23 protein-coding genes are annotated in these 21962 nt (G+C 70.3%); 6 read left to right on the top strand and 17 right to left on the bottom strand.

Going from position 1 to position 21962, the window contains the following annotated elements; all coding sequences use genetic code 11:
* The first annotated feature begins 143 nt into the window (after positions 1–143).
* The 3 genes from folB to ACIP2X_RS22445 are packed head-to-tail and all read left to right on the top strand — an operon-like array spanning position 144 to position 1655.
* Positions 144–503: a dihydroneopterin aldolase gene (folB, locus tag ACIP2X_RS22455; protein WP_401675768.1), complete on the top strand. Its 360-nt coding sequence runs from the start codon at positions 144–146 to the stop codon at positions 501–503.
* On the top strand, positions 500–1111 hold the full coding sequence (folK, locus tag ACIP2X_RS22450; protein ID WP_401675766.1) for a 2-amino-4-hydroxy-6-hydroxymethyldihydropteridine diphosphokinase: 612 nt from the start codon (positions 500–502) through the stop codon (positions 1109–1111). Before folB ends, folK begins: the two co-directional genes overlap by 4 nt.
* Before the next feature lie 55 nt (positions 1112–1166).
* Entirely contained in the window at positions 1167–1655 is a 489-nt protein-coding gene (locus tag ACIP2X_RS22445; RefSeq protein ID WP_401675764.1) for a DUF3180 domain-containing protein, read from the top strand.
* A 13-nt stretch (positions 1656–1668) separates the two neighbouring features.
* Here ACIP2X_RS22445 and ACIP2X_RS22440 read toward each other — a convergent pair whose 3' ends face one another.
* From ACIP2X_RS22440 to dacB, 7 genes are all read right to left on the bottom strand, one after another.
* Positions 1669–2541: a hypothetical protein gene (locus ACIP2X_RS22440; protein ID WP_401675762.1), complete on the bottom strand. Its 873-nt coding sequence runs from the start codon at positions 2539–2541 to the stop codon at positions 1669–1671.
* Between the two features lie 176 nt (positions 2542–2717).
* Entirely contained in the window at positions 2718–3323 is a 606-nt protein-coding gene (gene folE / locus ACIP2X_RS22435; RefSeq protein ID WP_401675760.1) for a GTP cyclohydrolase I FolE, read from the bottom strand.
* A 143-nt stretch (positions 3324–3466) separates the two neighbouring features.
* The gene (gene ftsH, locus ACIP2X_RS22430; protein WP_401675758.1) at positions 3467–5506 is read right to left on the bottom strand and encodes an ATP-dependent zinc metalloprotease FtsH; all 2040 of its coding nucleotides are present in this window, start codon (positions 5504–5506) and stop codon (positions 3467–3469) included.
* A 184-nt stretch (positions 5507–5690) separates the two neighbouring features.
* Positions 5691–6251, bottom strand: coding sequence for a hypoxanthine phosphoribosyltransferase (hpt, locus tag ACIP2X_RS22425; protein WP_164585775.1), 561 nt, complete (start codon positions 6249–6251; stop codon positions 5691–5693).
* A 95-nt stretch (positions 6252–6346) separates the two neighbouring features.
* Positions 6347–7375 (bottom strand): tRNA lysidine(34) synthetase TilS, encoded by a 1029-nt coding sequence (gene tilS / locus ACIP2X_RS22420; protein WP_401675756.1) that lies wholly within the window; start codon positions 7373–7375, stop codon positions 6347–6349.
* Between the two features lie 195 nt (positions 7376–7570).
* A complete protein-coding gene (locus ACIP2X_RS22415; RefSeq protein ID WP_401675754.1) occupies positions 7571–8698 on the bottom strand; it encodes a zinc-dependent metalloprotease in 1128 nt (375 codons plus the stop codon).
* An 82-nt stretch (positions 8699–8780) separates the two neighbouring features.
* The gene (gene dacB, locus ACIP2X_RS22410; RefSeq protein ID WP_401675752.1) at positions 8781–10361 is read right to left on the bottom strand and encodes a D-alanyl-D-alanine carboxypeptidase/D-alanyl-D-alanine-endopeptidase; all 1581 of its coding nucleotides are present in this window, start codon (positions 10359–10361) and stop codon (positions 8781–8783) included.
* Positions 10362–10440: 79 nt separating this feature from the next.
* Between dacB and ACIP2X_RS22405 the strand changes: the two genes are divergently transcribed.
* Together ACIP2X_RS22405 and ACIP2X_RS22400 are read left to right on the top strand one after the other, a co-directional pair.
* Positions 10441–10932: an inorganic diphosphatase gene (locus tag ACIP2X_RS22405; RefSeq protein WP_196460818.1), complete on the top strand. Its 492-nt coding sequence runs from the start codon at positions 10441–10443 to the stop codon at positions 10930–10932.
* Between the two features lie 108 nt (positions 10933–11040).
* A complete protein-coding gene (locus ACIP2X_RS22400; protein ID WP_401675749.1) occupies positions 11041–12711 on the top strand; it encodes a threonine/serine exporter ThrE family protein in 1671 nt (556 codons plus the stop codon).
* 46 nt (positions 12712–12757) lie between these two features.
* Here the strand turns inward: ACIP2X_RS22400 and ACIP2X_RS22395 are convergent, their stop codons facing one another.
* The 7 genes from ACIP2X_RS22395 to ACIP2X_RS22365 all read right to left on the bottom strand — a co-directional run bounded on the left by ACIP2X_RS22395 (position 12758) and on the right by ACIP2X_RS22365 (position 19724).
* The gene (locus ACIP2X_RS22395) at positions 12758–13804 is read right to left on the bottom strand and encodes a DedA family protein (protein ID WP_401675747.1); all 1047 of its coding nucleotides are present in this window, start codon (positions 13802–13804) and stop codon (positions 12758–12760) included.
* Positions 13805–14000: 196 nt separating this feature from the next.
* Positions 14001–14762, bottom strand: coding sequence for a MerR family transcriptional regulator (locus ACIP2X_RS22390; RefSeq protein ID WP_401675744.1), 762 nt, complete (start codon positions 14760–14762; stop codon positions 14001–14003).
* A gap of 74 nt (positions 14763–14836) precedes the next feature.
* Positions 14837–15598, bottom strand: a complete 762-nt coding sequence (locus ACIP2X_RS22385) for an ABC transporter permease (protein WP_401675742.1) — start codon at positions 15596–15598, stop codon at positions 14837–14839.
* Positions 15595–16557 (bottom strand): ATP-binding cassette domain-containing protein, encoded by a 963-nt coding sequence (locus tag ACIP2X_RS22380; protein ID WP_401675740.1) that lies wholly within the window; start codon positions 16555–16557, stop codon positions 15595–15597. The genes ACIP2X_RS22385 and ACIP2X_RS22380 overlap by 4 nt, the downstream gene beginning before the upstream one ends.
* 73 nt (positions 16558–16630) lie before the next feature.
* Positions 16631–17272 (bottom strand): PadR family transcriptional regulator, encoded by a 642-nt coding sequence (locus ACIP2X_RS22375; RefSeq protein ID WP_401675738.1) that lies wholly within the window; start codon positions 17270–17272, stop codon positions 16631–16633.
* 73 nt (positions 17273–17345) lie between these two features.
* Positions 17346–18806, bottom strand: coding sequence for an aldehyde dehydrogenase family protein (locus tag ACIP2X_RS22370; protein WP_401675736.1), 1461 nt, complete (start codon positions 18804–18806; stop codon positions 17346–17348).
* 93 nt (positions 18807–18899) lie between these two features.
* Positions 18900–19724, bottom strand: a complete 825-nt coding sequence (locus tag ACIP2X_RS22365; protein ID WP_401675844.1) for a helix-turn-helix domain-containing protein — start codon at positions 19722–19724, stop codon at positions 18900–18902.
* Between the two features lie 364 nt (positions 19725–20088).
* Between ACIP2X_RS22365 and ACIP2X_RS22360 the strand changes: the two genes are divergently transcribed.
* Positions 20089–20580 carry an ATP-binding protein gene (locus tag ACIP2X_RS22360; protein WP_401675734.1) on the top strand — a complete coding sequence of 164 codons (492 nt, stop codon included), beginning with the start codon at positions 20089–20091 and terminating at the stop codon, positions 20578–20580.
* Between the two features lie 87 nt (positions 20581–20667).
* Here ACIP2X_RS22360 and ACIP2X_RS22355 read toward each other — a convergent pair whose 3' ends face one another.
* From ACIP2X_RS22355 to ACIP2X_RS22345, 3 genes are all read right to left on the bottom strand, one after another.
* Entirely contained in the window at positions 20668–20967 is a 300-nt protein-coding gene (locus tag ACIP2X_RS22355) for a DUF397 domain-containing protein (protein WP_401675732.1), read from the bottom strand.
* Between the two features lie 146 nt (positions 20968–21113).
* On the bottom strand, positions 21114–21587 hold the full coding sequence (locus ACIP2X_RS22350; protein ID WP_401675730.1) for an SRPBCC domain-containing protein: 474 nt from the start codon (positions 21585–21587) through the stop codon (positions 21114–21116).
* Positions 21584–21955, bottom strand: coding sequence for an ArsR/SmtB family transcription factor (locus ACIP2X_RS22345; protein ID WP_401675728.1), 372 nt, complete (start codon positions 21953–21955; stop codon positions 21584–21586). Before ACIP2X_RS22345 ends, ACIP2X_RS22350 begins: the two co-directional genes overlap by 4 nt.
* Positions 21956–21962: the final 7 nt, after the last annotated feature.

Below are 21962 nucleotides of genomic sequence, written 5' to 3'. Positions count from 1 at the left end.
GATGAAACCTCCCGGCCCCCACCGGGGCCCCCGCCCCCGTGTCCCGGGGCTGTCGGTGTCCGCAGGTAGATTCGTTCGAGGCCGGTGTGCCGCCCGCACACGGTACGCACCGGCCGCACCCGACGATTGCAGGAGTGATTCGCGTGGATCGTGTCGCGCTGCGCGGCTTGAAGGCCCGCGGGCACCACGGTGTGTTCCCCAGGGAACGCGAGGAGGGCCAGACCTTCATCGTGGACCTCGTCCTCGGCCTGGACACCCGGCCGGCCGCGGCCGACGACGACCTGGCGAAGACCGTGCACTACGGCGTCGTGGCGGAGGAGGTCGTGGCCGTCGTCGAGGGCGAGCCCGTCAACCTCATCGAGACGCTCGCCGAGCGCATCGCCCAGGTCTGCCTGAAGCACGAGGGGGTCAAGGAGGTCGAGGTCAACGTCCACAAGCCGGACGCGCCGATCACGGTCCCCTTCGACGACGTGACCGTCACCATCATCCGGAGCCGAGTATGACTGCCTCGTTCACCGAGGGTCACAGCGACCCGACCGTACAGCCGGTACCCGCCTCCGTCGTGGAGCAGGTCGACGCCGCCGACACCACCCTGCAGAACCCCAAACGGGTCGTGATCTCCATCGGCTCCAACCTCGGCAACCGCCTGGAGACCCTCCAGGGCGCCATCGACGCCCTGGAGGACACCCCGGGCGTGCGCGTCAAGGCCGTCTCCCCCGTCTACGAGACCGAGCCGTGGGGCGTCGAGCCCGGCAGCCAGCCCGCGTACTTCAACGCGGTCGTGGTCCTGAAGACCACCCTGCCCCCGTCCTCGCTCCTGGAGCGGGCGCACGCGGTCGAGGAGGCCTTCCGCCGGGTCCGCGACGAACACTGGGGCCCGCGCACGCTCGACGTCGACATCGTGTCCTACGCCGAGGTCGTCTCCGACGACCCGCTGCTCACCCTCCCCCACCCCCGCGCCCATGAACGCGCCTTCGTCCTCGCCCCCTGGCACGACGTGGAACCCGACGCCCAGCTGCCCGGCCGCGGCCCCGTCGTCGAACTGCTCGGCGTCGTCACCCAGGACGGGGTGGCCGCCCGCGCGGACCTGGAACTCCGGCTGCCCGAGTAGTCGTTAAGGTCGAGACGACCACAGTCCGGGGGATCCGGGGAACCGAAGGGACACCGTGAGAGAGCTGCGCATCAGGGTGCTGGCCGGCGTCTTCGTCGTCGCAGGCATCCTGTCCTGGGCGGGCGCCCGCCTCTGGAACTCGATCGGCACGCTCCCGAGCGTCCCCCTCGCCGCCCCCGTCGTCCTGGCCCTGATCGCCGCGGTGCTGCTCGCCACGGCGCTCTCGCTGCGCGCCCGGCTCAGGGCCCAGCGCGAGCGCCGTCCCGGCGCAAAGGGTGTCGACCCGCTGACGGCGGCCCGCGCGGTCGTCTTCGGCCAGGCCAGCGCCCTGGTGGCGGCCCTGGTCGCCGGAATGTACGGCGGCACGGGCGTCTTCCTGCTGGAGTCCCTGGACATCCCGGCCCGCCGCGACCAGGCCATCTACGCCGGCTGCTCGGTCGCCGCCGGCATCGCCGTCATAGCGGCCGCGATCTTCCTGGAAAAGATCTGCAAACTCCCGGAGGACGAAGACCAAAACGGCCCGGGCACAGCCCCGGCTGCCTGAAACGCGCTCTTCTTCACCAGGGCTGACGAGTCAGGTGCCCGTTGATCAGAAAGCCGGGTACGGGGTCGAGGCGGTAGGTGTAGAGGGTGTAGGGCTTGTTCTCCGTGGTACGCCGCCGGACCTCGTGCACCTGGGTCCAGCTCCTCTCGCTGAGCTGCAGTGCGTGACGCTCCGGTGTGAAGGTTCCGCGTGAGGGCCAGCTGTCCGCCACGACCAGGTGTGACGCACGTCCGCCCGTCCGAGGCGTAAATCTCGCGCCGAGCACCTGTGCCAGCTCTGCCAGGAACGTCACGTTGGCACTGACCAGCAACCGGCCGGACCAGGTCTTGGGGCGGTACCCGTCGCCGTCCACGTAGCCGTCCAGAAAGCCCTCGAACGTGTCCCTGTCGCGGAGAACGACGCGCGGGAAACGCTGGCGCATGTGGTGCGCGTCCCCACCCACGTACTGCCTCATCAGGTCGGCCAGGTAGGACGAGACCACGCGCACGCGGAAGCCGGGCGCGTCTCGCGCCAGATATCCGGACGGCCGGGTCACCGATTCCAAGCGGGCCGGCAACCCCGTCGCCTTTGTGAGACAGGCGGCGAAGCGGGCGGCGAATCCCTTGTCGTTCACCACCAGCGACACATAGTTCGTGCGCACTGTTCCGTCCGAGCAGGTGGCACCGATCATGTAGCCGAAGTCGTAGCCCGATGTGATGGTCTGCCGTTCGCGGCACAGCTTCCTCGCATGGGTCCACGCGAGGACGGTGCCCTCGACGTCCCTCGCGTGCACCCATCCATCGGGAGTGCCCAGCATCTGGTCGGGCGCCACGGTCATCCGATCGGTGACCGCGTCCACCACCTCACGCACCTCGGACGTCGTCACCGACGTGACCGTGGTGTGCACGGTGCGCTCCCCGTCGAGCGTCCACAACCGGCACCCCGCTCGAACGCCCCCCGCCCGGAGGCGCCCACCGACGGCGTTCACCGTCTGGCTGCTGGGCAGCCCGTACACGCCGACACCCCCCGATCAGCGATCGACTCACTTATCGGGACGATATCGGGAGGCACCGACAGTCGGGGTCAGCGCGCGAGTATCAGGCTCATGGCCTCGGCCCGGGTCGTGGAGTCACGCAGCTGGCCACGCACCGCCGACGTCGTGGTCTTGGCACCCGGCTTGCGAATACCGCGCACCGACATGCACATGTGCTCCGCCTCGATGACCACGATCACTCCCCGGGCCTCGAGGATGCGCATGAGCGAGTCGGCGATCTGCGTGGTGAGACGTTCCTGCACCTGCAGACGGCGGGCAAACACCTCGACCAGGCGCGCCAGCTTCGACAGGCCCGTGATCTTGCCCGACTCCGCGGGGATGTACCCCACGTGGGCCACGCCGTGGAAGGGCAACATGTGATGCTCGCACAGGCTCACGATCTCGATGTCCTTGACGAGGACCATCTCGTCGTGCCCGAGATCGAAGGTGGTCGTCAGGACGTCCTCGGGCTCCTGGGTGTGTCCGGCCAAGAGTTCGCGGTACGCCCGCGCCACCCGCGCCGGTGTCTCCCTGAGGCCCTCGCGGTCCGGGTCCTCGCCGACCGCGATCAGGAGTTCGCGTACGGCGTTCTCGGCGCGCTTCTCGTCGAACTCGCCGATCGTGCCCTCGCCGTCCAGCGTCACGGGGTCGGTCATGTGGTGCCTCGTTCCTGTGCCTGACGCGTACCTGGACGCGTCCCAACTGTGCGCATACGTCGATGCCGCGCCACCCAGGCTAGAACCTGGGTGGCGCGGCATCCATTCCGGGCCTGTCGGGACCGCGGGGGCGGCCCTGGGGGTCAGGCTTCGGGGCGATCCTCCGGGGCGGCCGGCTCGGCGGCGGGGGCGGGCTCCGCCGCCGTGCTCTTCGCGGTGATCGCCGCCGTCGCGCCGTTGGCGCCGTTCGTCAGTGCGAGCTCCTTCGGGGAGAGCACCGGCGGACGGGTGGACGGCGTACGGCGGGAGGAGCCGGTCCACGCGGGACGCGGCGGCCGCTTGACGATCGGGGCGAAGATCTCGGCGATCTCCTCCTTGCCCAGGGTCTCCTTCTCGAGGAGCGCCAGGACGAGGTTGTCGAGGACGTCGCGGTTCTCGACGAGCATCTCCCACGCCTCGTTGTGCGCGGTCTCGATGAGCTTCTTGACCTCTTCGTCGACGAGCGCCGCGACTTCCTCGGAGTAGTCGCGCTGGTGGGACATCTCACGGCCGAGGAACGGCTCGCTGTTGTCGCCACCGAACTTGATCGCGCCCAGCCGCTCCGTCATGCCGTACTGCGTGACCATCGCGCGGGCCAGGTTGGTGGCCTTCTCGATGTCGTTGGCGGCACCGGTGGTCGGGTCGTGGAAGACCAGCTCCTCGGCCGCGCGGCCGCCCAGCATGTACGCGAGCTGGTCGAGCATCTCGTTGCGCGTGGTCGAGTACTTGTCCTCGTCCGGCAGCACCATCGTGTAGCCGAGGGCGCGGCCGCGGGACAGGATCGTGATCTTGTGGACCGGGTCGGAGTTGGGGGAGGCCGCCGCGACCAGGGCGTGTCCGCCCTCGTGGTACGCGGTGATCTTCTTCTCCTTGTCCGACATGATCCGGGTCCGCTTCTGCGGGCCCGCCACGACGCGGTCGATGGCCTCGTCGAGCATCTTGTTGTCGACCAGCTTCTGGTCGCTGCGCGCCGTCAGCAGGGCGGCCTCGTTCAGCACGTTCGCCAGGTCGGCGCCGGTCATGCCCGGCGTACGGCGGGCGACGGCCGACAGGTCGACGTCGGGCGCGACCGGCTTGCCCTTCTGGTGGACCTTGAGGATCTCCAGACGGCCCTGCATGTCCGGGCGGTCGACGGCGATCTGCCGGTCGAAGCGGCCGGGACGCAGCAGCGCCGGGTCGAGGATGTCGGGCCGGTTCGTCGCGGCGATGAGGATCACGCCGCCCTTGACGTCGAAGCCGTCCATCTCGACGAGCAGCTGGTTCAGGGTCTGCTCGCGCTCGTCGTGACCGCCGCCGAGGCCGGCGCCGCGGTGGCGGCCGACCGCGTCGATCTCGTCGACGAAGACGATCGCCGGGGCGTTCGCCTTGGCCTGCTCGAACAGGTCACGGACTCGGGAGGCACCGACACCGACGAACATCTCGACGAAGTCGGAACCGGAGATCGAGTAGAAGGGCACGCCCGCCTCGCCGGCGACGGCGCGCGCGAGCAGCGTCTTGCCGGTGCCGGGCGGGCCGTACAGCAGCACGCCCTTGGGGATCTTGGCGCCGACGGCCTGGAACTTCGCCGGCTCCTGCAGGAACTCCTTGATCTCCTGGAGCTCCTCGACCGCCTCGTCGGCGCCCGCGACGTCGGTGAACGTCGTCTTGGGGGTGTCCTTGGTGATGAGCTTGGCCTTCGACTTCCCGAAGTTCATCACCCGGGAGCCGCCGCCCTGCATCTGATTCATCAGGAACAGGAAGACGACGACGATGAGGACGAAGGGCAGCAGGGACAGCAGGATGCTGACGAACGCGTTCTGCTTGGTCGGCGAGACCGTGTATCCGTCGGGGATCTGCTTGTTCTGGTACTTGTCCTGCAGCGTGTTGGCGAGGTTGGCGCCCTGGTCGCCGATGTAGCTCGCCTGGATCTTGGAGCTGTCCTCGATCTTTTGGCCGTCCTTGAGCGTGACCTTGATGGTCTGCTCGTCGCCGGTGGTCAGCTTGGCTGCTTCGACCTTGTTGTCATTGATCGCCTGGACGACCTGGCCGGTGTCCACCGTCTTGTAGCCACCGGACGAGCCGACGACCTGCATCAACACGACCACGGCAAGGACGGCCAGCACGATCCACATGACCGGCCCACGGAAGTATCGCTTCACGTCCATCCATACGGAGCGGTGTCGCCCCGTCCCTCCTGCCATAGTGAGTTTGATAAGACAGTTCTTCTGACGGTACCCCAGCATCGGTGCCCGAAGCCGCACGGGACGGCTGGCGAACCCGTCTGCATGCTCCAACGGCGCGAGGCCCGCCGGGGTTCCCGATCGTCCTACAAGGCTTGGGCCGTCTGGCTCAGCCGCCGTAGACGTGGGGCGCGAGCGTACCGACGAACGGGAGGTTGCGGTACTTCTCGGCGTAGTCGAGGCCGTAGCCCACGACGAACTCGTTCGGGATGTCGAAGCCGACCCACTCGACGTCGATGGCGACCTTCGCGGCGTCGGGCTTGCGCAGCAGGGTGCAGACCTTCAGGGACGCGGGTTCGCGCGAGCCGAGGTTGGACAGCAGCCAGGACAGCGTCAGGCCGGAGTCGATGATGTCCTCGACGATCAGGACGTGCCTGCCCTTGATGTCGGTGTCGAGGTCCTTGAGGATCCGCACCACACCCGAGGACTGGGTGCCCGCGCCGTACGAGGACACGGCCATCCAGTCCATGGTGACGGGGGTGGACAGCGCCCGCGCGAGGTCGGCCATGACCATGACCGCGCCCTTGAGCACTCCGACGATCAGCAGGTCCTTGCCCGCGTACTCCGCGTCGATCTTCGCGGCCAGCTCGGCCAGCTTCGCGTCGATCTCTTCCTTGGTGATGAGTACCTGCTGAAGGTCGGCACCCATGTCGTTCGCGTCCACCCGCATCACTTTCGGTCGTCCCACCGGCCGTCCCGGACGTCCCTGCCACGTGCGCGGCGTGCGCGGAACCGTGTGCACGGTCCGGTGGGAGTGTCCCGGATTCAGCCTTGCCGAATCACCAGTCTGCCACCCTGGCGGCGGACGACGACTTTGCCCGGGAGGTTGATGGCTCCCTGGCCGCGCCAGCCGGTGATCAGACGGTCGACTTCCTCGATGTGACGGGCGAACAGCGAACCGGGCGGCGCACCCGCCTCGATGGCGGCCCGGCGCAGGATCCGGCGGCGTACCGCGGGCGGCAGGGCGTACAGCTTGACGCACTCCAGGCCGCCGGCGGCGTCGCGGACGGATCCCTCGGCCTGGCTCGCCCAGGTGTCGAGGGCGTCGGCGTCGTCGCGGGAGAGCTGGGCCGTGCGGGCGAGGGCCTCGACGACGCCCTTGCCGAGGGCCTTCTCCAGGGCGGGCAGTCCTTCGTGGCGCAGCCGCGATCTGGTGTACGCCGGATCCGCGTTGTGCGGGTCGTCCCAGACCGGCAGGGACTGGACCATGCACGCCTTGCGCGCGGTCTGCCGGTCGAGCTGGAGGAAGGGGCGCCGGTAACGGCCGCCGGCCCCCGAGACCGCGGCCATTCCGGACAGGGAGCGGATGCCGGAGCCGCGGGCGAGGCCGAGCAGGACGGTTTCGGCCTGGTCGTCGCGGGTGTGGCCGAGCAGGACGGCGGCGGCACGATGGCGTACGGCGGCGGCGTCGAGGGCGGCGTAGCGGGCGTCACGGGCGGCGGCTTCGGGGCCGCCGTCGCGGCCGACGTGCACGGCGGTGGCCTCGACCGGGTCCAGGCCCAGTTCGCGCAGCCGCAGCACGACCTCCTCGGCGCGCAGCTCGGAGCCGGGCTGGAGGCCGTGGTCGACGGTGACGCCGCCCGCGCGCATGCCGAGTTTGGGGGCTTCGAAGGCGAGCGCGGAGGCCAGCGCCATGGAGTCGGCGCCGCCGGAGCACGCCACGAGCACGAGCGGCGAGGGGGGACGCTCGTGGGGAGGGGCGGGGTGGGGGGTGGAGTTGTACTCGGTGAGGATGTCGTGGAGGACGCGGCGGACCGCCAGGCGTATCGCCGCGACCGCAGGATGGGGACCCATTGTCCGGTTCCCTTCATGAAGTTTTTCGGGGGGTGAGCCCGAGCTCGGTCACTCAGAGTGTGTAGATGGTGACAGAACCGGGCCGTTCCCCGAGCATTGCACGCCTACCCATGGCTCACGGTCCCTCGGACGGGTGATTGAAGGGGCGTTCGCCTGCCGTCGGCCGGATCCGGTTCACGACGTCTCACCCGTGGTTCAGGTCTCGCTCCTGCGCTGCACCCGTGTGATCCAGTCCGCCGGTTTGGCGATCTCCGACTTGGTGGGGAGGGTGTTCGGCGAGGTCCAGACCCGGTTGAAGCCGTCCATGCCGACCTCGTCGACCACGGCCCGTACGAAGCGCTCGCCGTCGCGGTACTGCTTGAGCTTGGCGTCCAGGCCGAGCAGCTTGCGCAGCGCGAGGTCCAGGCGGGAGGCGCCCTTGGCGCGCCGCTGCTGGAATTTCTCGCGGATCTCCCCGACGGTCTGGACGACGTCGGGGCCGACGCCGTCCATCACGAAGTCGGCGTGGCCCTCCAGCAGGGACATCACGGCGGTGAGCCGGCCGAGGATCTCCCGCTGGGAGGGGGTCTGCACCAGCTCGACCAGCGAGCGGCCGCCGTCGTCCTCCTCGCCCTCCGGGCGGCCCCCGGCGAGCGTCTGGGCGGCCTCGCGGACGCGTTCGAGGACGGTCATGGGGTCGACGTCGGTCTCCGCGAGGAACGACTGGATTTCGCCCTCGAGGTGGTCGCGCAGCCACGGCACCGCGGAGAACTGGGTGCGGTGGGTCTCCTCGTGCAGGCACACCCACAGGCGGAAGTCGTGCGGGTCCACGTCGAGTTCGCGTTCGACGTGGACGATGTTCGGGGCGACGAGCAGCAGCCTGCCGCCGCCGTTCGCGCCGGCCGGGAGTTCGCGGGTGGCGGGGGCGAACGTCTCGTACTGGCCGAGGACGCGGGAGGACAGGAACGACAGCAGCATCCCCAGCTCCACGCCGGTGACCTTGCCGCCGACGGCGCCGAGGACCGCGCCTCCGGCGGTGTTGCCGCGCCGCTCCTGCATCTTGCCGAGCAGCGGCTTGAGCAGTTCCCGGAACCCGGCGACGTTGGCCCGGACCCAGCCTGGCCGGTCGACGACGAGGACGGGGGTGTCGTGGGTCTCCTCGGTGCCCATCCGGGTGAAGCCCCGGACGTGCCCCTCCGAGGCCTTGGCGTGCCGGCGGAGTTCCGCGACGACGGCCCGGGCCTCGTCGCGGCTCACCTCTGGGCCCGGCCGTACGAGCCGGGTCGCGGTCGCGACCGCGAGGTTCCAGTCGACCATCCCGGAAGAAGCACCGATGCTCGTCATGCGTCAACGGTACGTGAGCGGCACCACTTCGGGCAGGGCATGGCGGACGGTGGCGGCCGGTTCCCCGGCCGCGGGCACCGGCTCAGCGGGTCGTCGTCAGTGCCGTCGCCGCCCGGTCCAGGGCCGCGCGGGCGGCCGTCACCTCGTACCCGCCCGACGTCAGGAAGGCGAAGCCGAGGACGTGGCCGTCCCGGGTGACGGCGGTTCCGGCCAGGGTGTTCACGCCGTTGAGGCTGCCGGTCTTGGCGCGCACGATGCCGGCCGCGCCGTCGGCGTACCGGGTGGTCAGAGTGCCGGTGAAGCCGGCCACCGGCAGGCCGGTGAGGGCGGGGCGCAGTCCGGGACGGGCCGGGTCGGCGGCCTTCAGCAGCAGGCGGGTCAGCAGGTTCGCGGTGAGCCTGCCGTTGCGGTCGAGGCCACTGCCGTCCTTGATGCGGGCGCCCTTGAGCGGCAGGCCGAGCTTCTTCAGCTGGGCCTCGATCGCGCGTGCGGCCCCGGCGAAGTCGGCGCGCTTGCCGGTCGCGACGGCGGTGTGGCGGGCGAGGGCCTCGGCGATGTCGTTGTCGCTCTCGGTCATCATCCGCTCGACCAGGGCGGACACGGGCGGCGACTGGACCGTGGCGAGGGGCTGGGCGCGGTTGGTCGCCTTGGAGGGGCCGGGCGACGTCGTGCGGATGCCGTGCTCGTTCAGGAACCGCGCGAACTTGCCCGCGGCGTCCGCCGCCGGGGCGGCGATCCGCTGCACCGGCGGCCCGCTGGTCGAGGCGTCGACGCGGGCCTCGTCGGCCATGAGGGGGGTGACCGGGGCGAGGTTGTCGTTGACCCCGATGGGGTGACGTTCGGGCCCGGCGTACAGGGTCGTGTCGTACGACAGCGTCACCTCGCGCACCTTGCGTTCCTTCAGGGCGGCCGCGGCCTTGGCGGCGAGGGTGCGCAGGCTGGCCAGGCCGGCGCTGTCCTTGCGTGCGGTGAGGGTGGGGTCGCCGCCGCCGACGAGGACGAGTTCCTCGGTGTCGGGTTCGTAGACGGCGCGGGTGGTCAGGCGGTGGTCGGGCCCGAGGGCGGACAGCGCGGCGACCGCGGTGGCGATCTTGGTGGTGGAGGCGGGGGTGAGCGCCTCGTCGGGGCCGCTGCCGTAGAGCCGTTTGCCGGTGGCCAGGTCGACGACGACGGCGGTACGGCGGTCGCCGAGCGCGGGAGCGGCGAGCAGGGGGTCCAGGACGGCGGCGAGGGCCCGGCCGTTCGGCGAGGACCTGACGACGTTCGTGGCGGAGCCGAGGCCGGTCAGGACCGTGGCCGCGCTCGGTGCGGGGCGGGGGGCGCCCGCCATGCCGGGGCCGTCGCCGTGATCTGTGCCACCCGGCTCCCGGTGGGCGGCGGCCCGCTCCCGCTCCGCCGTACGCTGGCCTGAGGAGTCCCAGGGCCCCGCAGCCGTCACCACTCCGGCGGCCAGCGCGAGGCCCGCGGTGGCGGCGACCGCGGTGTACGGCCACGGGCTCGCCTTCATCACCCTCCCGACCTGCGGTTTCGCGGCCGGAGCCCATCGGGCGACCCGGGGTGCGGCGGCCGCGCGGGCCCGGGCGAGACGGGGACGGACGGCGTTCGCGATCCGCGCCACATGCGGTCTCGCGGCCCGCCAAGGCCTCAGCTCGGGCACGACCACCAGCCCCTTTCGCGATCACTTAGCTGCGTGAGGGACACTTAATCACCAGAACTGCGTGCTGATCATGGAGGAGCCACCGGTGGAGTTCGACGTCACGATCGAGATTCCGAAGGGTTCGCGGAACAAGTACGAGGTGGACCACGAGACCGGTCGGATCCGCCTGGACCGCCGCCTGTTCACGTCGACCAGCTACCCGGCCGACTACGGCTTCGTCGAGAACACCCTCGGCGAGGACGGCGACCCGCTGGACGCGCTGGTCATCCTGGACGAGCCGACCTTCCCGGGCTGCCTCATCCAGTGCCGTGCGATCGGCATGTTCCGGATGACCGACGAGGCCGGCGGCGACGACAAGCTGCTGTGCGTGCCCGCGCACGACCCGCGGGTGGAGCACCTGCGCGACATCCACCACGTGTCCGAGTTCGACCGCCTGGAGATCCAGCACTTCTTCGAGGTGTACAAGGACCTGGAGCCCGGCAAGTCCGTCGAGGGCGCCAACTGGGTGGGCCGTACCGAGGCCGAGGCCGAGATCGAGCGGTCCTACAAGCGCTTCGAGGAGCAGGGCGGTCACTGAGATCGCATATTCCGGGTAGACGGGCCGCGCGCTCAGGCGTGCGGCCCGTCCGTGTGTCTGTGCGCATACTGAGGCCTGTTGGGTGTGTCGTACAGGGAGCGTTGCCAGGTGACGGACGCGGAGGACCGCAAGCCGCAGTCGGACGAGGCGAGGGGCACGTTCGACCCCGAGGTCACATCCGAGTTCGCGATCCCCGAGGGGCTGGACCTGGCCAAGGCGCCGGCCGAGCCGGAGACGACGTCCGAGTTCGCGCTGCCGGACGGGCTCGACGTCCCGACGCCGTCGGCCGCCGAGCCGGAGGGGTCGGCGTTCAGTCCGCCGCGGACGTACAGCTCGCGCAGCGCGCCGGCCGCGTTCACGCCGGCGAGCGGGGTCCCCGTGGTCCGGCTCACCAAGGATCTGCCCTGGCAGGACCGGATGCGCACGATGCTGCGGCTGCCGGTGGCCGAGCGGCCTGCTCCCGAGCCCGTGCACAAGCACGAGGACGAGGCAGGCCCGGCCGTCCCGCGCGTCCTCGACCTGACCCTGCGTATCGGTGAGCTGCTGCTGGCCGGCGGCGAGGGCGCCGAGGACGTGGAGGCGGCGATGTTCGCGGTCTGCCGCTCCTACGGCCTGGACCGCTGCGAGCCGACCGTCACCTTCACCCTGCTGTCGATCTCGTACCAGCCGTCCCTGGTCGACGACCCCGTCACGGCGTCCCGCACGGTACGCCGCCGGGGGACGGACTACACCCGCCTGGCGGCCGTCTACCAGCTCGTCGACGACCTCAGCGACCCCGAGACGCACATCTCCCTGGAGGAGGCCTACCGGCGCCTCGCGGAGATCCGCCGCAACCGGCACCCGTATCCGACGTGGGTGCTGACCTCCGCGAGCGGGCTGCTCGCCGGTGCGGCCTCGGTGCTCGTCGGCGGTGATCTGATCGTGTTCGTCGCGGCCGCGCTGGGCGCGATGCTCGGCGACCGGCTGGCCTGGCTGTGCGCGGGGCGCGGGCTGCCGGAGTTCTACCAGTTCACGGTGGCCGCGATGCCGCCGGCCGCGATGGGGGTCGCGCTCACGCTGCTGCACGTCGACGTGAAGGCGTCGGCGGTCATCACCGGTGGGCTGTTCGCGCTGCTGCCCGGGCGGGCACTGGTGGCGGGCGTGCAGGACGGGCTGACCGGCTTCTACATCACCGCCGCTGCACGGCTGCTGGAGGTCATGTACTTCTTCGTGGGCATCGTCGTCGGGGTGCTCGTGGTGCTGTGGTTCGGCGTCCAGCTCGGCGCCCAGCTCGACCCCGAGGCGGCCCTGTACATCGCCGAGCGGCCGCTGCTCCAGATCGCCGCGTCGATGCTGCTCTCGCTGACGTTCGCGGTGCTGTTGCAGCAGGAGCGGTCCACGGTGCTCGCGGTGACGCTGAACGGCGGTGTCGCGTGGATCGTCTACGGCGCGATGCACTACGCCGGGAACATCTCGCCGGTCGCCTCCACGGCGGCGGCCGCGGGACTGGTGGGGCTGTTCGGGCAGTTGCTGTCGCGCTACCGGTACGCGTCGGCGCTGCCGTACACGACGGCGGCGATCGGGCCGCTGCTGCCGGGTTCCGCGACGTACTTCGGGCTGTTGTCGATCGCGGGGAACGACGTGGATTCCGGGCTCGGCTCGTTGAGCAAGGCGGCGGCGCTGGCGATGGCCATCGCGATCGGGGTCAACCTGGGGTCGGAGATCTCCCGGCTGTTCCTGCGGCTGCCGGGCGCCGCGACCGGCGGGCGGCGGGCCGCGAAGCGGACGCGCGGGTTCTGAGGCCGCCCCCGTTCCCCTAGCCCGCCCTCACGTCCGCCGGGGCGGGTCAGTACTGCCGGTAGGGGTCGTAGGGCTCCTGCTGCTGGGGGTACGGCTGCTGCTGCGGCGGGTACTGCTGCGGGTGGCCCTGGTTGCCGTAGCCCTGTTGCTGCGGGTGGCCCTGCTGCTGCCCGTGCCCCTGCTGCCCGTAGTCCTGCTGCTGTCCGTACCCGTGCTGCCCGTAGCCCTGCTGTCCGTACCCCTGCTGCTGTCCGTGGTCCTGTCGGCCGTTGCCCTGGCGGCCGTGTCCCTGCTGCTGCGGGTAGCCCTGGTTGCCGTAGCCCTGCTGCTGTCCGTAGCCCCGGTCGGCGGGGTGGTCCGGCTCGATGCGGCGGAGCTGGGTCGTGGCGTCGTCCATCACGGGCTGCTGCTGGAACCGGGGCTGCCCGTCCTGCGGCTGCTGCGGCTGCTGGGACTGCTGGGACTGGTTCTTCTTGTTCTTCGAGCGGGCGCGCCAGAACTCGAGGATGATCGGCAGGACCGAGACGAGGACGATCAGGATCAGGATCGCCTCGATGTTCTCCTTGACGAAGCCGATGTTGCCCAGCCAGGCGCCGAGCATGGTCACGCCCGCGCCCCACAGGATGCCGCCGATGACGTTCCAGACCAGGAACGAGCGGTACCGCATGCCGCTGACGCCCGCGATGATCGGCGTGAACGTGCGCACGATGGGCACGAAGCGGGCCAGGACCAGGGACTTCGGGCCGTACTTCTCGAAGAACTCGTGGGCCTTGGTGACGTTCTCCTGCTTGAACAGGCGGGAGTCGGGGCGGGTGAACAGCGAGGGGCCCACCTTCTTGCCGAACATGTAACCCGCCTGGTCACCGAGGATCGCGGCGAGGCAGATCAGCACGACGGCCGCCCACAGCGGGAAGTCCAGCTGGTTGGACGTGATCAGCAGGCCGGCCGTGAAGAGCAGCGAGTCGCCCGGCAGGAAGAAGCCGATGAGCAGCCCCGACTCGGCGAACACGATGAGGAGCAGGCCCCAGATTCCGAAGCTGTCCAGCAGATAGTTCGGATCCAGCCAGCTCGGTCCGAGGGCAAGCGTCGTCACGGTTCCGGGCTCCTGAGAGGTCGGGAAGTACGGCGTCCAATACGGCCGGACAAAGCTATCAACGGAAAGTGTCCGGCCCGGGTTCCACCGGGGTTCCCAGGATGCACTGTGCGCGCACCGCCCAGAACCGTGGGGTCGGTGGGCGGCGGCGGTCCTGGCCCGGGAGCGGGCTCCCGGGCCAGGGTCCTAGAAGGCCCTAGGAGGTCCGCCGGGCCTCGTTGGCCTTGATCGCGTCACGCAGGTAGACCGCGAGACCGGGGCGGATCTTCTCGTACGTCGCCGTGAACCGCGGGTCGGAGACGTACATCTCGCCGAGGCAGCTGTGCATCTCGTGGGAGCAGTCGTAGTACGACCGTGTGATGAACAGGCGGTGCTCCTCGGCGGTGTCGGTGGCCGCCTCGGAGTCGGCCGGGGTGCCGGCGGCCATGAGGTCGGCCATGCGCCGGTGGATCGCGTCGAACTCCTCGGTGGCGCGCTTCCAGTCCTCCTTGGTGTAGGAGGAGGTGCGCTCGCGCGACTGGCGGTAGGCGTCCGTGCCGCCCCAGCGTTCGCGCACCTCGTCCTCGTACTGGTCCGGGTCGTGGTCCCCGAACACCTCGAACTTCTCCTCGGGCGTGAGATCGATGCCCATCGCGCGTGCCTCCATGGCGTGCTCCACGGCCGCCGCCATCTTCTGCAGCTTCTCGATCCGGGCGGTCAGCAGTTCGTGCCGGCGGCGCAGGTGCGCACGCGGGTCCGCGGCCGGGTCGTCGAGCAGTGCGGCGACCTCTTCGAGCGGGAAGCCGAGCTCGCGGTAGAACAGGATCTGCTGCAGCCGGTCGAGGTCGGCGTCGCTGTAACGCCGGTGGCCCGCGTGGCTGCGCTCGCTGGGTGCGAGCAGGCCGATGCCGTCGTAGTGGTGCAGGGTGCGCACCGTGACTCCGGCGTACCCGGCGACCTGTCCCACGGAGTAGCTCACTTCCGCTCCTTCTCTCGGTACGCCTCCACGCTGAGCCCTCACGCCACGTCAGGTGCAAGCCGCGTGCGACGGCCTCATCGGCTCAGGCGGGCGAAACGGCGTACCGCCAGCGGGAAGAAGACCGCGAGCAGTACCAGCGGCCAGACGATCGCGGCCCACACGTGTCCGGGCTCACCTCCCGGGTTGCCGAACAGGTCGCGTACGGCCGTCGCGGTCTGGGACATCGGGTTCCACTGGACGACCGTGCCGAGCCAGCCGGGCATGGCCTGCGGTGTCGCGAACGCGTTGGACAGGAAACCGATCGGCCAGACCAGGATCTGCACGGCCTGCACCAGCTCCGGTTTCCCGGCGACCATCGCCAGGTGGATGCCGATCCACAGCATCGCGAACCGGAACAGCAGCAACAGCCCGACGCCACCGAGAAAGGCCATGAACCCGCCGTGCGCGCGCCAGCCGAGGGCGAGGCCGACGGCGACGAGGACGACCAGCGCGAGCGCCGACTGGAGCATGTCGGCGGCCGAACGGCCCACCAGGACCGCGCCGTTGGTCATGGGCATCGACCGGAAGCGGTCGATCACCCCCTTGTTGAGGTCCTCGGTGACGGCGATCATCGTGCCCTCCAGGCCGAAGGCCATGGTGAGCGCGAGCATCCCGGGCAGCAGGTAGTCGATGTAAGCGCCGTCGACGGCCCGGCCGCCGCCGATCAGGTAGCCGAACATCACCAGCAGCATCACGGGGAAGGCGACGTTGACGGCCACCTGGACGGGTTGCCGGGCCCAGTGGGAGAGCTCACGGCGGGTCATGGTCCAGGAGTCGGTCAGGGCGTGGGTGGTCATACGGCCTCCTTCGCGCGGTCGGCGGTCAGGTGCAGGAACGCCTCGTCCAGCGTGGGGCGGCGCAGTGCCACGTCCTCGGCCTCGATCCCGGCCTCCTCCAGCGCCCGTACGACCCCGGCGAGCGCGGCCATCCGGTCGGTCACCGGCGCGCTGAGCAGCCGTCGGTCGGCGTCGACGGTGATGCCGTCCTTCGCCACGGGCAGCAGCGCGACGGCGGTGCCCAGTTGGCCGGCGTCGCGCAGGACGACGTCGATGCGGTCGCCGCCGGTCAGGGCCTTCAGCTCGTCCGAGGTGCCCTCGGCGACGACCCGGCCGTGGTCGACGACGGAGATCCGGTCGGCGAGCTGATCGGCCTCCTCCAGGTACTGCGTGGTGAGGAGGACCGTCGTACCGCCGCCTGCCAGGGTGCGGACCGACGCCCACACCTCGGCGCGGCCGCGCGGGTCGAGGCCGGTGGTGGGTTCGTCCAGGAACAGCACCTCCGGTTCGGTGATCAGTGACGCGGCGAGGTCGAGGCGGCGCCGCATGCCACCGCTGTACTGCTTGACGGCCTTGCGGCCGGTGTCCTCGAGGCCGAAGCGCTCCAGGAGTTCACCGGCGCGTACGCGCGCGCGGCGGGTGCCCAGGTGGTGGAGGCGGCCGAACATCTCCAGGTTCTGGTAGCCGCTCAGCCCCTCGTCCACGGCCGCGTGCTGGCCGAGCAGCCCGATCCGCACCCGCACCTCGTACGCCGCCCGCACGACGTCGTGCCCGGCCACCTCCACGCGGCCGGCATCTGGGCGCAGCAGGGTGGACAGGATCCGGACCAGGGTGGTCTTGCCCGAGCCGTTCGGCCCGAGCACTCCGTGCACGGCGCCGCGCGCGACCGAGAGGTCGAGCCCGTCGAGCGCGTGCTTGACGTCTTTTCCGTTGGCGTACTTCTTGCGTGCTCCTACGACGGTGATCGCCGTGTCGCCCACTGAGCCCCCTCGCTAATCAAACTTGATTACTGGCGGGACGCTAGTACCCGGCGCGGCGATTAGTCAAACTTGATTAACGGCTGTCGCCCGGATGCCGCCGCGGCGTCGCGTACGGGTTCTCCTCGCCCTCGGCGAGTACGCCGACGAAGGGCTCGCCCTCGCCGGAGAAGGTGTAGGCGCCGCCCTCGATACGGCCGATCACACCCCTGGCCCACTCGGCCTCGGCGTCGGCGGTGTGGATCCAGAGGTTCATGATCTCGCCGATGTGGCCCAGTTGCGCCGGGCCCTCCTCGGGCACGTAGTGGTCGGTGACGGCGGCGCGCCACTCCTCGATGCGCCGGATACGCTCCTCCAGCAGCGCCACCGCCTCGGCCCTCGGCAGGTCGACCATGAAGCCGATGGCCGCCGATTTGACGTCGACCTTCTGGTCGTAGGAGGTCAGCGCGTCGCGCAGGAGGGCGAAGTACTCCTCGTCGCCCGCCGGCGTGATCTCGTACTCGGTGCGCGGCGGTCCGCCCGCGGTGGACGGGGCGACCTCGTGCGCGTGCAGCAGGCCCTGCTTGGCCATCTGCTTCAGGGCGTGGTAGATCGAGCCGGGTTTGGCGTGGGACCACTCGTGGGCGCCCCAGTACTCCAGGTCGTTGCGCACCTGGTACCCGTGGGCCCGCCCGTGCTGGCGGACGGCACCCAGCACCAGGAGACGGATCGCTGACATGCCGTCCAGGTTAGGCCGCGGCGGCGGCCCGCCCGGGACCACCCCGGGGGGCCCGTCCACGGACCCCGAGGCCTCAGAAGGGGAACGTGCTGCGGCCGTGCTGTACCGAGATCCACTTCAGTGTCGTGAAGGCGTCCAGCGTGGTCTCGCCGTTCAGCCGGCCGAGGCCCGAGTCCTTCTCGCCGCCGAACGGCACGAGCGGCTCGTCGTGCACGGTGCCGTCGTTGACGTGGAACATGCCGGTGTCGATGCGCCGGGCGAAGCGGACGCCGCGCTCGACGTCGGCGGTGTGCACGGCGCCGCTCAGGCCGAACGGGGTGTCGTTGACGAGGCGCACTGCCTCCTCCTCGCCGTCGAAGGGGACGAGGAGCGCGACCGGGCCGAAGATCTCCTGGCGCAGCAGCCCCGAGTCCGCCGGCACGTCGGTCAGGACGGACGGCTCGACCAGGTTGCCGCGCGTGGCGCCGCGCAGCAGCGCGGTGGCGCCCTCGGCGACCGCCTGGTCGACGACCGACGTGATCGCCTCCGACTGCGAGGAGTTGATCAGCGGGCCGATGACCGTCTCCGGGTCGCTCGGGTCACCGGCCTTCAGGCCGCGCACCTTGGCGACGAACTTCTCGGTGAAGGCGTCGGCGACCGAGCGGTCCACCAGGATGCGGTTGGCGGCCATGCAGACCTGGCCCTGGTGCACGTACCGGCTGAAGACGGCCGCGTCGACCGCGTAGTCGAGGTCGGCGTCGTCGAGGACCACCAGGGCGCTGTTGCCGCCGAGTTCGAGGATCGCGCGCTTGAAGTGCCCGGCGCAGACGGTGGCGACGTGCCGGCCCACCTTGTCGGAGCCGGTGAAGGAGATGACCTTGGGGACCGGGTGCTCCAGGAAGGCGTCGTTGATCTCCGCGATGTCGGTGACGACGACGTTGAGCACACCGGCGGGCAGTCCCGCGTCCTCGAAGAGCCGCGCGAGGGCCGTGCCGCCCATGACGGGGGTGTCCTGGTGGGGCTTGAGGACGACGGCGTTGCCCAGGGCGAGGGCCGGGGCGACCGACTTCAGGGACAGCAGGAAGGGGAAGTTGAAGGGGCTGATCACGCCGACGACGCCGACCGGGACGCGGTAGAGGCGGTTCTCCTTGCCGGGGTCCGGCGAGGGGATCAGCCGGTGCTCGCCGCGCGTCGTGAGGCTCACGGCCTCACGCAGGAACTCCTTGGCGAGGTGCAGTTCGAAGCCGGCCTTCACGTGCGTGCCGCCCAGCTCGGCGACGATCGCCTCGGTGAGCTCGGGCTCGCGCTCCTCGACCAGCCGCAGCGCCTTCTCCAGCACGGCGCGACGGGCGTGGGACCCGGCCTCGGCCCAGTCCCGCTGGGCGCGGGCGGCGGCGCGGTAGGCCTGATCTATCTCGTCGACCGTGGCTATGGTGATCGCGGCCAGCTTCTCACCGTCGTACGGGTTGAAGTCGATGATGTCCCAGGAACCCGTGCCCGGACGCCACTCGCCGTCGATGTACTGCTGTGCCAGGTCGGTGAAGTAGGACGACATGCGACTCCTCAATCCCTGCCGGTGAAGCAGTGCCTGATCACACGTCATCGTACTTGTGATGCAACAGAGTTGGAGTAACTCTCCGGGAACCCTTCAGGAGAGCTGGAGCAGCCCCCGCAGCAGGTCCCGGCTCTCGTCGGGCCCCGGGCTGTCCCGCTGGAGCTCCCCCAGCGCCTTCTCGTACTGGGCGACGTCCTCCGACTTGTCCAGGTAGAGCGCGCTGGTGAGCTGCTCCAGGTACACCACGTCCGACAGGTCGGACTCCGGGAAGCCGAGGATGGTGAAGGCGCCGGACTCGCCGGAGTGCCCGCCGAAGCCGAACGGCATGATCTGGAGCCGTACGTTGGGCCGCTCGGAGAACTCGATCAGGTGCTGGAGCTGGCCGCGCATCACCTCACGGTCGCCGTAGGGCCGGCGCAGGGCGGCCTCGTCGAGCACGATGTGGAAGTCGGGGGCGTTCTCGGAGACGAGGTGCTTCTGCCGCTCCAGGCGCAGCGCCACCCGCTTCTCGACGTCCGCCTCGCCGGCCCCCTTCATCCCGCGCCGCACGACGGCACGCGCGTACGCCTCGGTCTGGAGCAGGCCGTGCACGAACTGCACCTCGTAGGCGCGGATCAGGGACGCCGCGCCCTCCAGGCCCACATAGGTGGGGAACCAGCTCGGCAGGACGTCCGAGTAACTGTGCCACCAGCCCGCGACGTTGGCTTCCCGGGCGAGGGACACCAGCGACGTCCGCTCCGTCTCGTCCACGATTCCGTACAGGGTCAGCAGGTCTTCCACGTCTCTCGTCTTGAAGCTCACCCGGCCCAGCTCCATCCGGCTGATCTTCGACTCGGAGGCGCGGATGTGATAACCCGCCGCCTCGCGCGTGATGCCCCGTGCCTCTCGCAGTCTCCTGAGTTGCGAGCCGAGCAGCATCCGCCGCACCACCGATCCGGGCTCTCCCGCGCTCACGTTCCAGCCTCCCCAACCGTCTTCAGGGCCCGCAGTCTGCCACTAAAACACTCCGAGCTGTACTCGTCCGATTACACAGATGGAAAGAAGCCAAAGATTCCGGATCCGTCGGGGAACGCCGGGGGAAGGAGAAGGCCAGGAGACGGCGTGAAGATGGCGGAAAAAATGGCCAACAAGTGGTACGGGAGGGTCCAATTCGGTCGCGTGCACGTGCATCTGCCCTTGCATCTGCTGTACGCATCCGAAACCATGGTCCCGCGCCACCGCTGCATCGCCACGACCGCGAATTCCCGGGGGAGTGCCTCGCATGGGGACGAATGGATCGACCATGCTCGAGCCTTTACGGCAGGGCCTTCCGCCGCTGGACCCCACGGCCGTGTCCAACGCCGCCTCCTGCGCCCTGCCGGCCCGCTACGAAGCGGTGCGTGAGGCGCGGCAGTTCACCCGCAGAACGCTGGACCAGTGGGATGTCGGCCACCGCTTCGACGACGTCTGCCTGGTGGTCTCCGAACTGGTCACCAACGCGCTGCGGCACGGCCTGCCGTCCGTCGCCCCGCGCCCGCCGGCCCGGGACGGCGACCACACCCCGCCCCAGGTGCGACTGCACCTGATGCGCTGGACCGAGCGGCTGGTGTGCGCGGTACGCGATCCCAGCAACGACAGTCCGGTCGCGCGCGAGGCCGACGACTTCGCGGCGGAGTCCGGTCGCGGGCTGTTCCTCGTCGACTCCTTCTGCGACAGCTGGGGGTGGCACCCGCTGGCCGGCACGCTCAGCGGCAAGGTCGTCTGGGCCATGTTCCGGCTCCAGCCCGAAGGCTGAGGAACCTCGGCACCTCCTGGTGCCGAGGTTCTACGCGCGTCACCGCGAGTCAGCACAGGCTCACCCGCCGTCGCGCGCCCCGCGGGTTCAGCCAGCGATCAGATGGTCGAACTCGCCGTCCTTCACACCGGCGAGCATCGCCTCGATCTCCGCGCGCGTGTAGACCAGCGCCGGCCCGTCCGGGAAGTTCGAGTTGCGTACCGCCACTCTCCCGCCCGGCAATCGCGCGAACTCCACGCAGGACCCCTGCGAGTTGCTGTGCCGGCTCTTCTGCCAGGCCACCCCGCACAGGTTCGTGGCGGCCATGCCGTTGTACACGCCGGACGCGCCGGCGCCGTGGTGCACGTCACCGTCGTACACGTCACCGTCGTACACGTCGTGATCCACAGGTCGCTCCCCGGTGGTGCACTGGCTGCTATGGCCATGGATGCAGTGGTCAACTGAGGCGGATCATAACCTTGTTCATGTGCAGATGCATGGGCAGATGCACGTGCACGGGGGGTGTTCCTGCGGTTACAGCTTGGACGGCCGCGCTACCGAAGTCGTTCCAGCGTCTGCCCCAGGGCCCGCATGACATGCGACCGCCAGCCCCCGTCCATGATCCTCCGCGCCATCGACTGCGCCGGATCGTCCGGATCGAATCCCTCGTGCACTAGGAACAGACGCGTTCCGCGCCCTTCCTGTTCCAGGGTCCACGTGATGGTCCAGTCCGCCGCGCCGGCGCGAGCGGCGTCCGCCCACCGGACGCGCAGCATCCGCTCCGCCTCGTAGCCGAGCACCGACACCTCGACGACACCGGAGAAGCCGGTGTTGGGGCGCGGCACGGAGGTCATCCGGTAGCGGTGGCCGACCTCCAGGCGGAAGTCCTCGGAGCCCGGCATCTGCCACTGCGCCAGCAGCTCGGGGTCGGTCAGCGCCCGCCAGACCTTCGCGGGCGGATGCGGGAAGAACTGGTCGACGCGGATCGCGGTGAGGTCGTCGTCCGCGGCGCCGGGTGAGGTGCTCATGTCGGTTCGTCGTCGGGCATGCGGTCGAGCAGATCACCGAGGCCGCTCAGCCGCTCGCGCCAGAACCGCTCGTACGGATGGAGCCAGTCCTGTACGTCGGCGAGCGGGGCCGCCTCCAGACGGTAGATGCGCTGCCGTCCGGAGCGCTGCTCGGAGACCAGCCCGGCGTCCCGGAGCACCTTCAGATGCTCCGAGAGGCTGGGCCGGCGCATGTCGAAGTGGTCGGCCAGGGCCTGGACGGGCTGCGGGCCGCCGTCGCGCAGCAGCCGCAGCACCTCGCGGCGGGTGGCGTTGGCGAGGGCGGCGAACACGCGGTCGGCGGCCTCGGCGGTGTCGGCGGCACGCGCCCCGGCCCCGGTGCTGGTCATGGCGTCG

The sequence above is a fragment of the Streptomyces sp. NPDC089424 genome, from assembly GCF_044749345.1.
In the GTDB taxonomy this organism is placed as follows: Bacteria; Actinomycetota; Actinomycetes; order Streptomycetales; family Streptomycetaceae; genus Streptomyces.
Note: the sequence above shows the minus strand (reverse complement) of the source record. Positions and strands in the feature narration are given on the sequence as shown.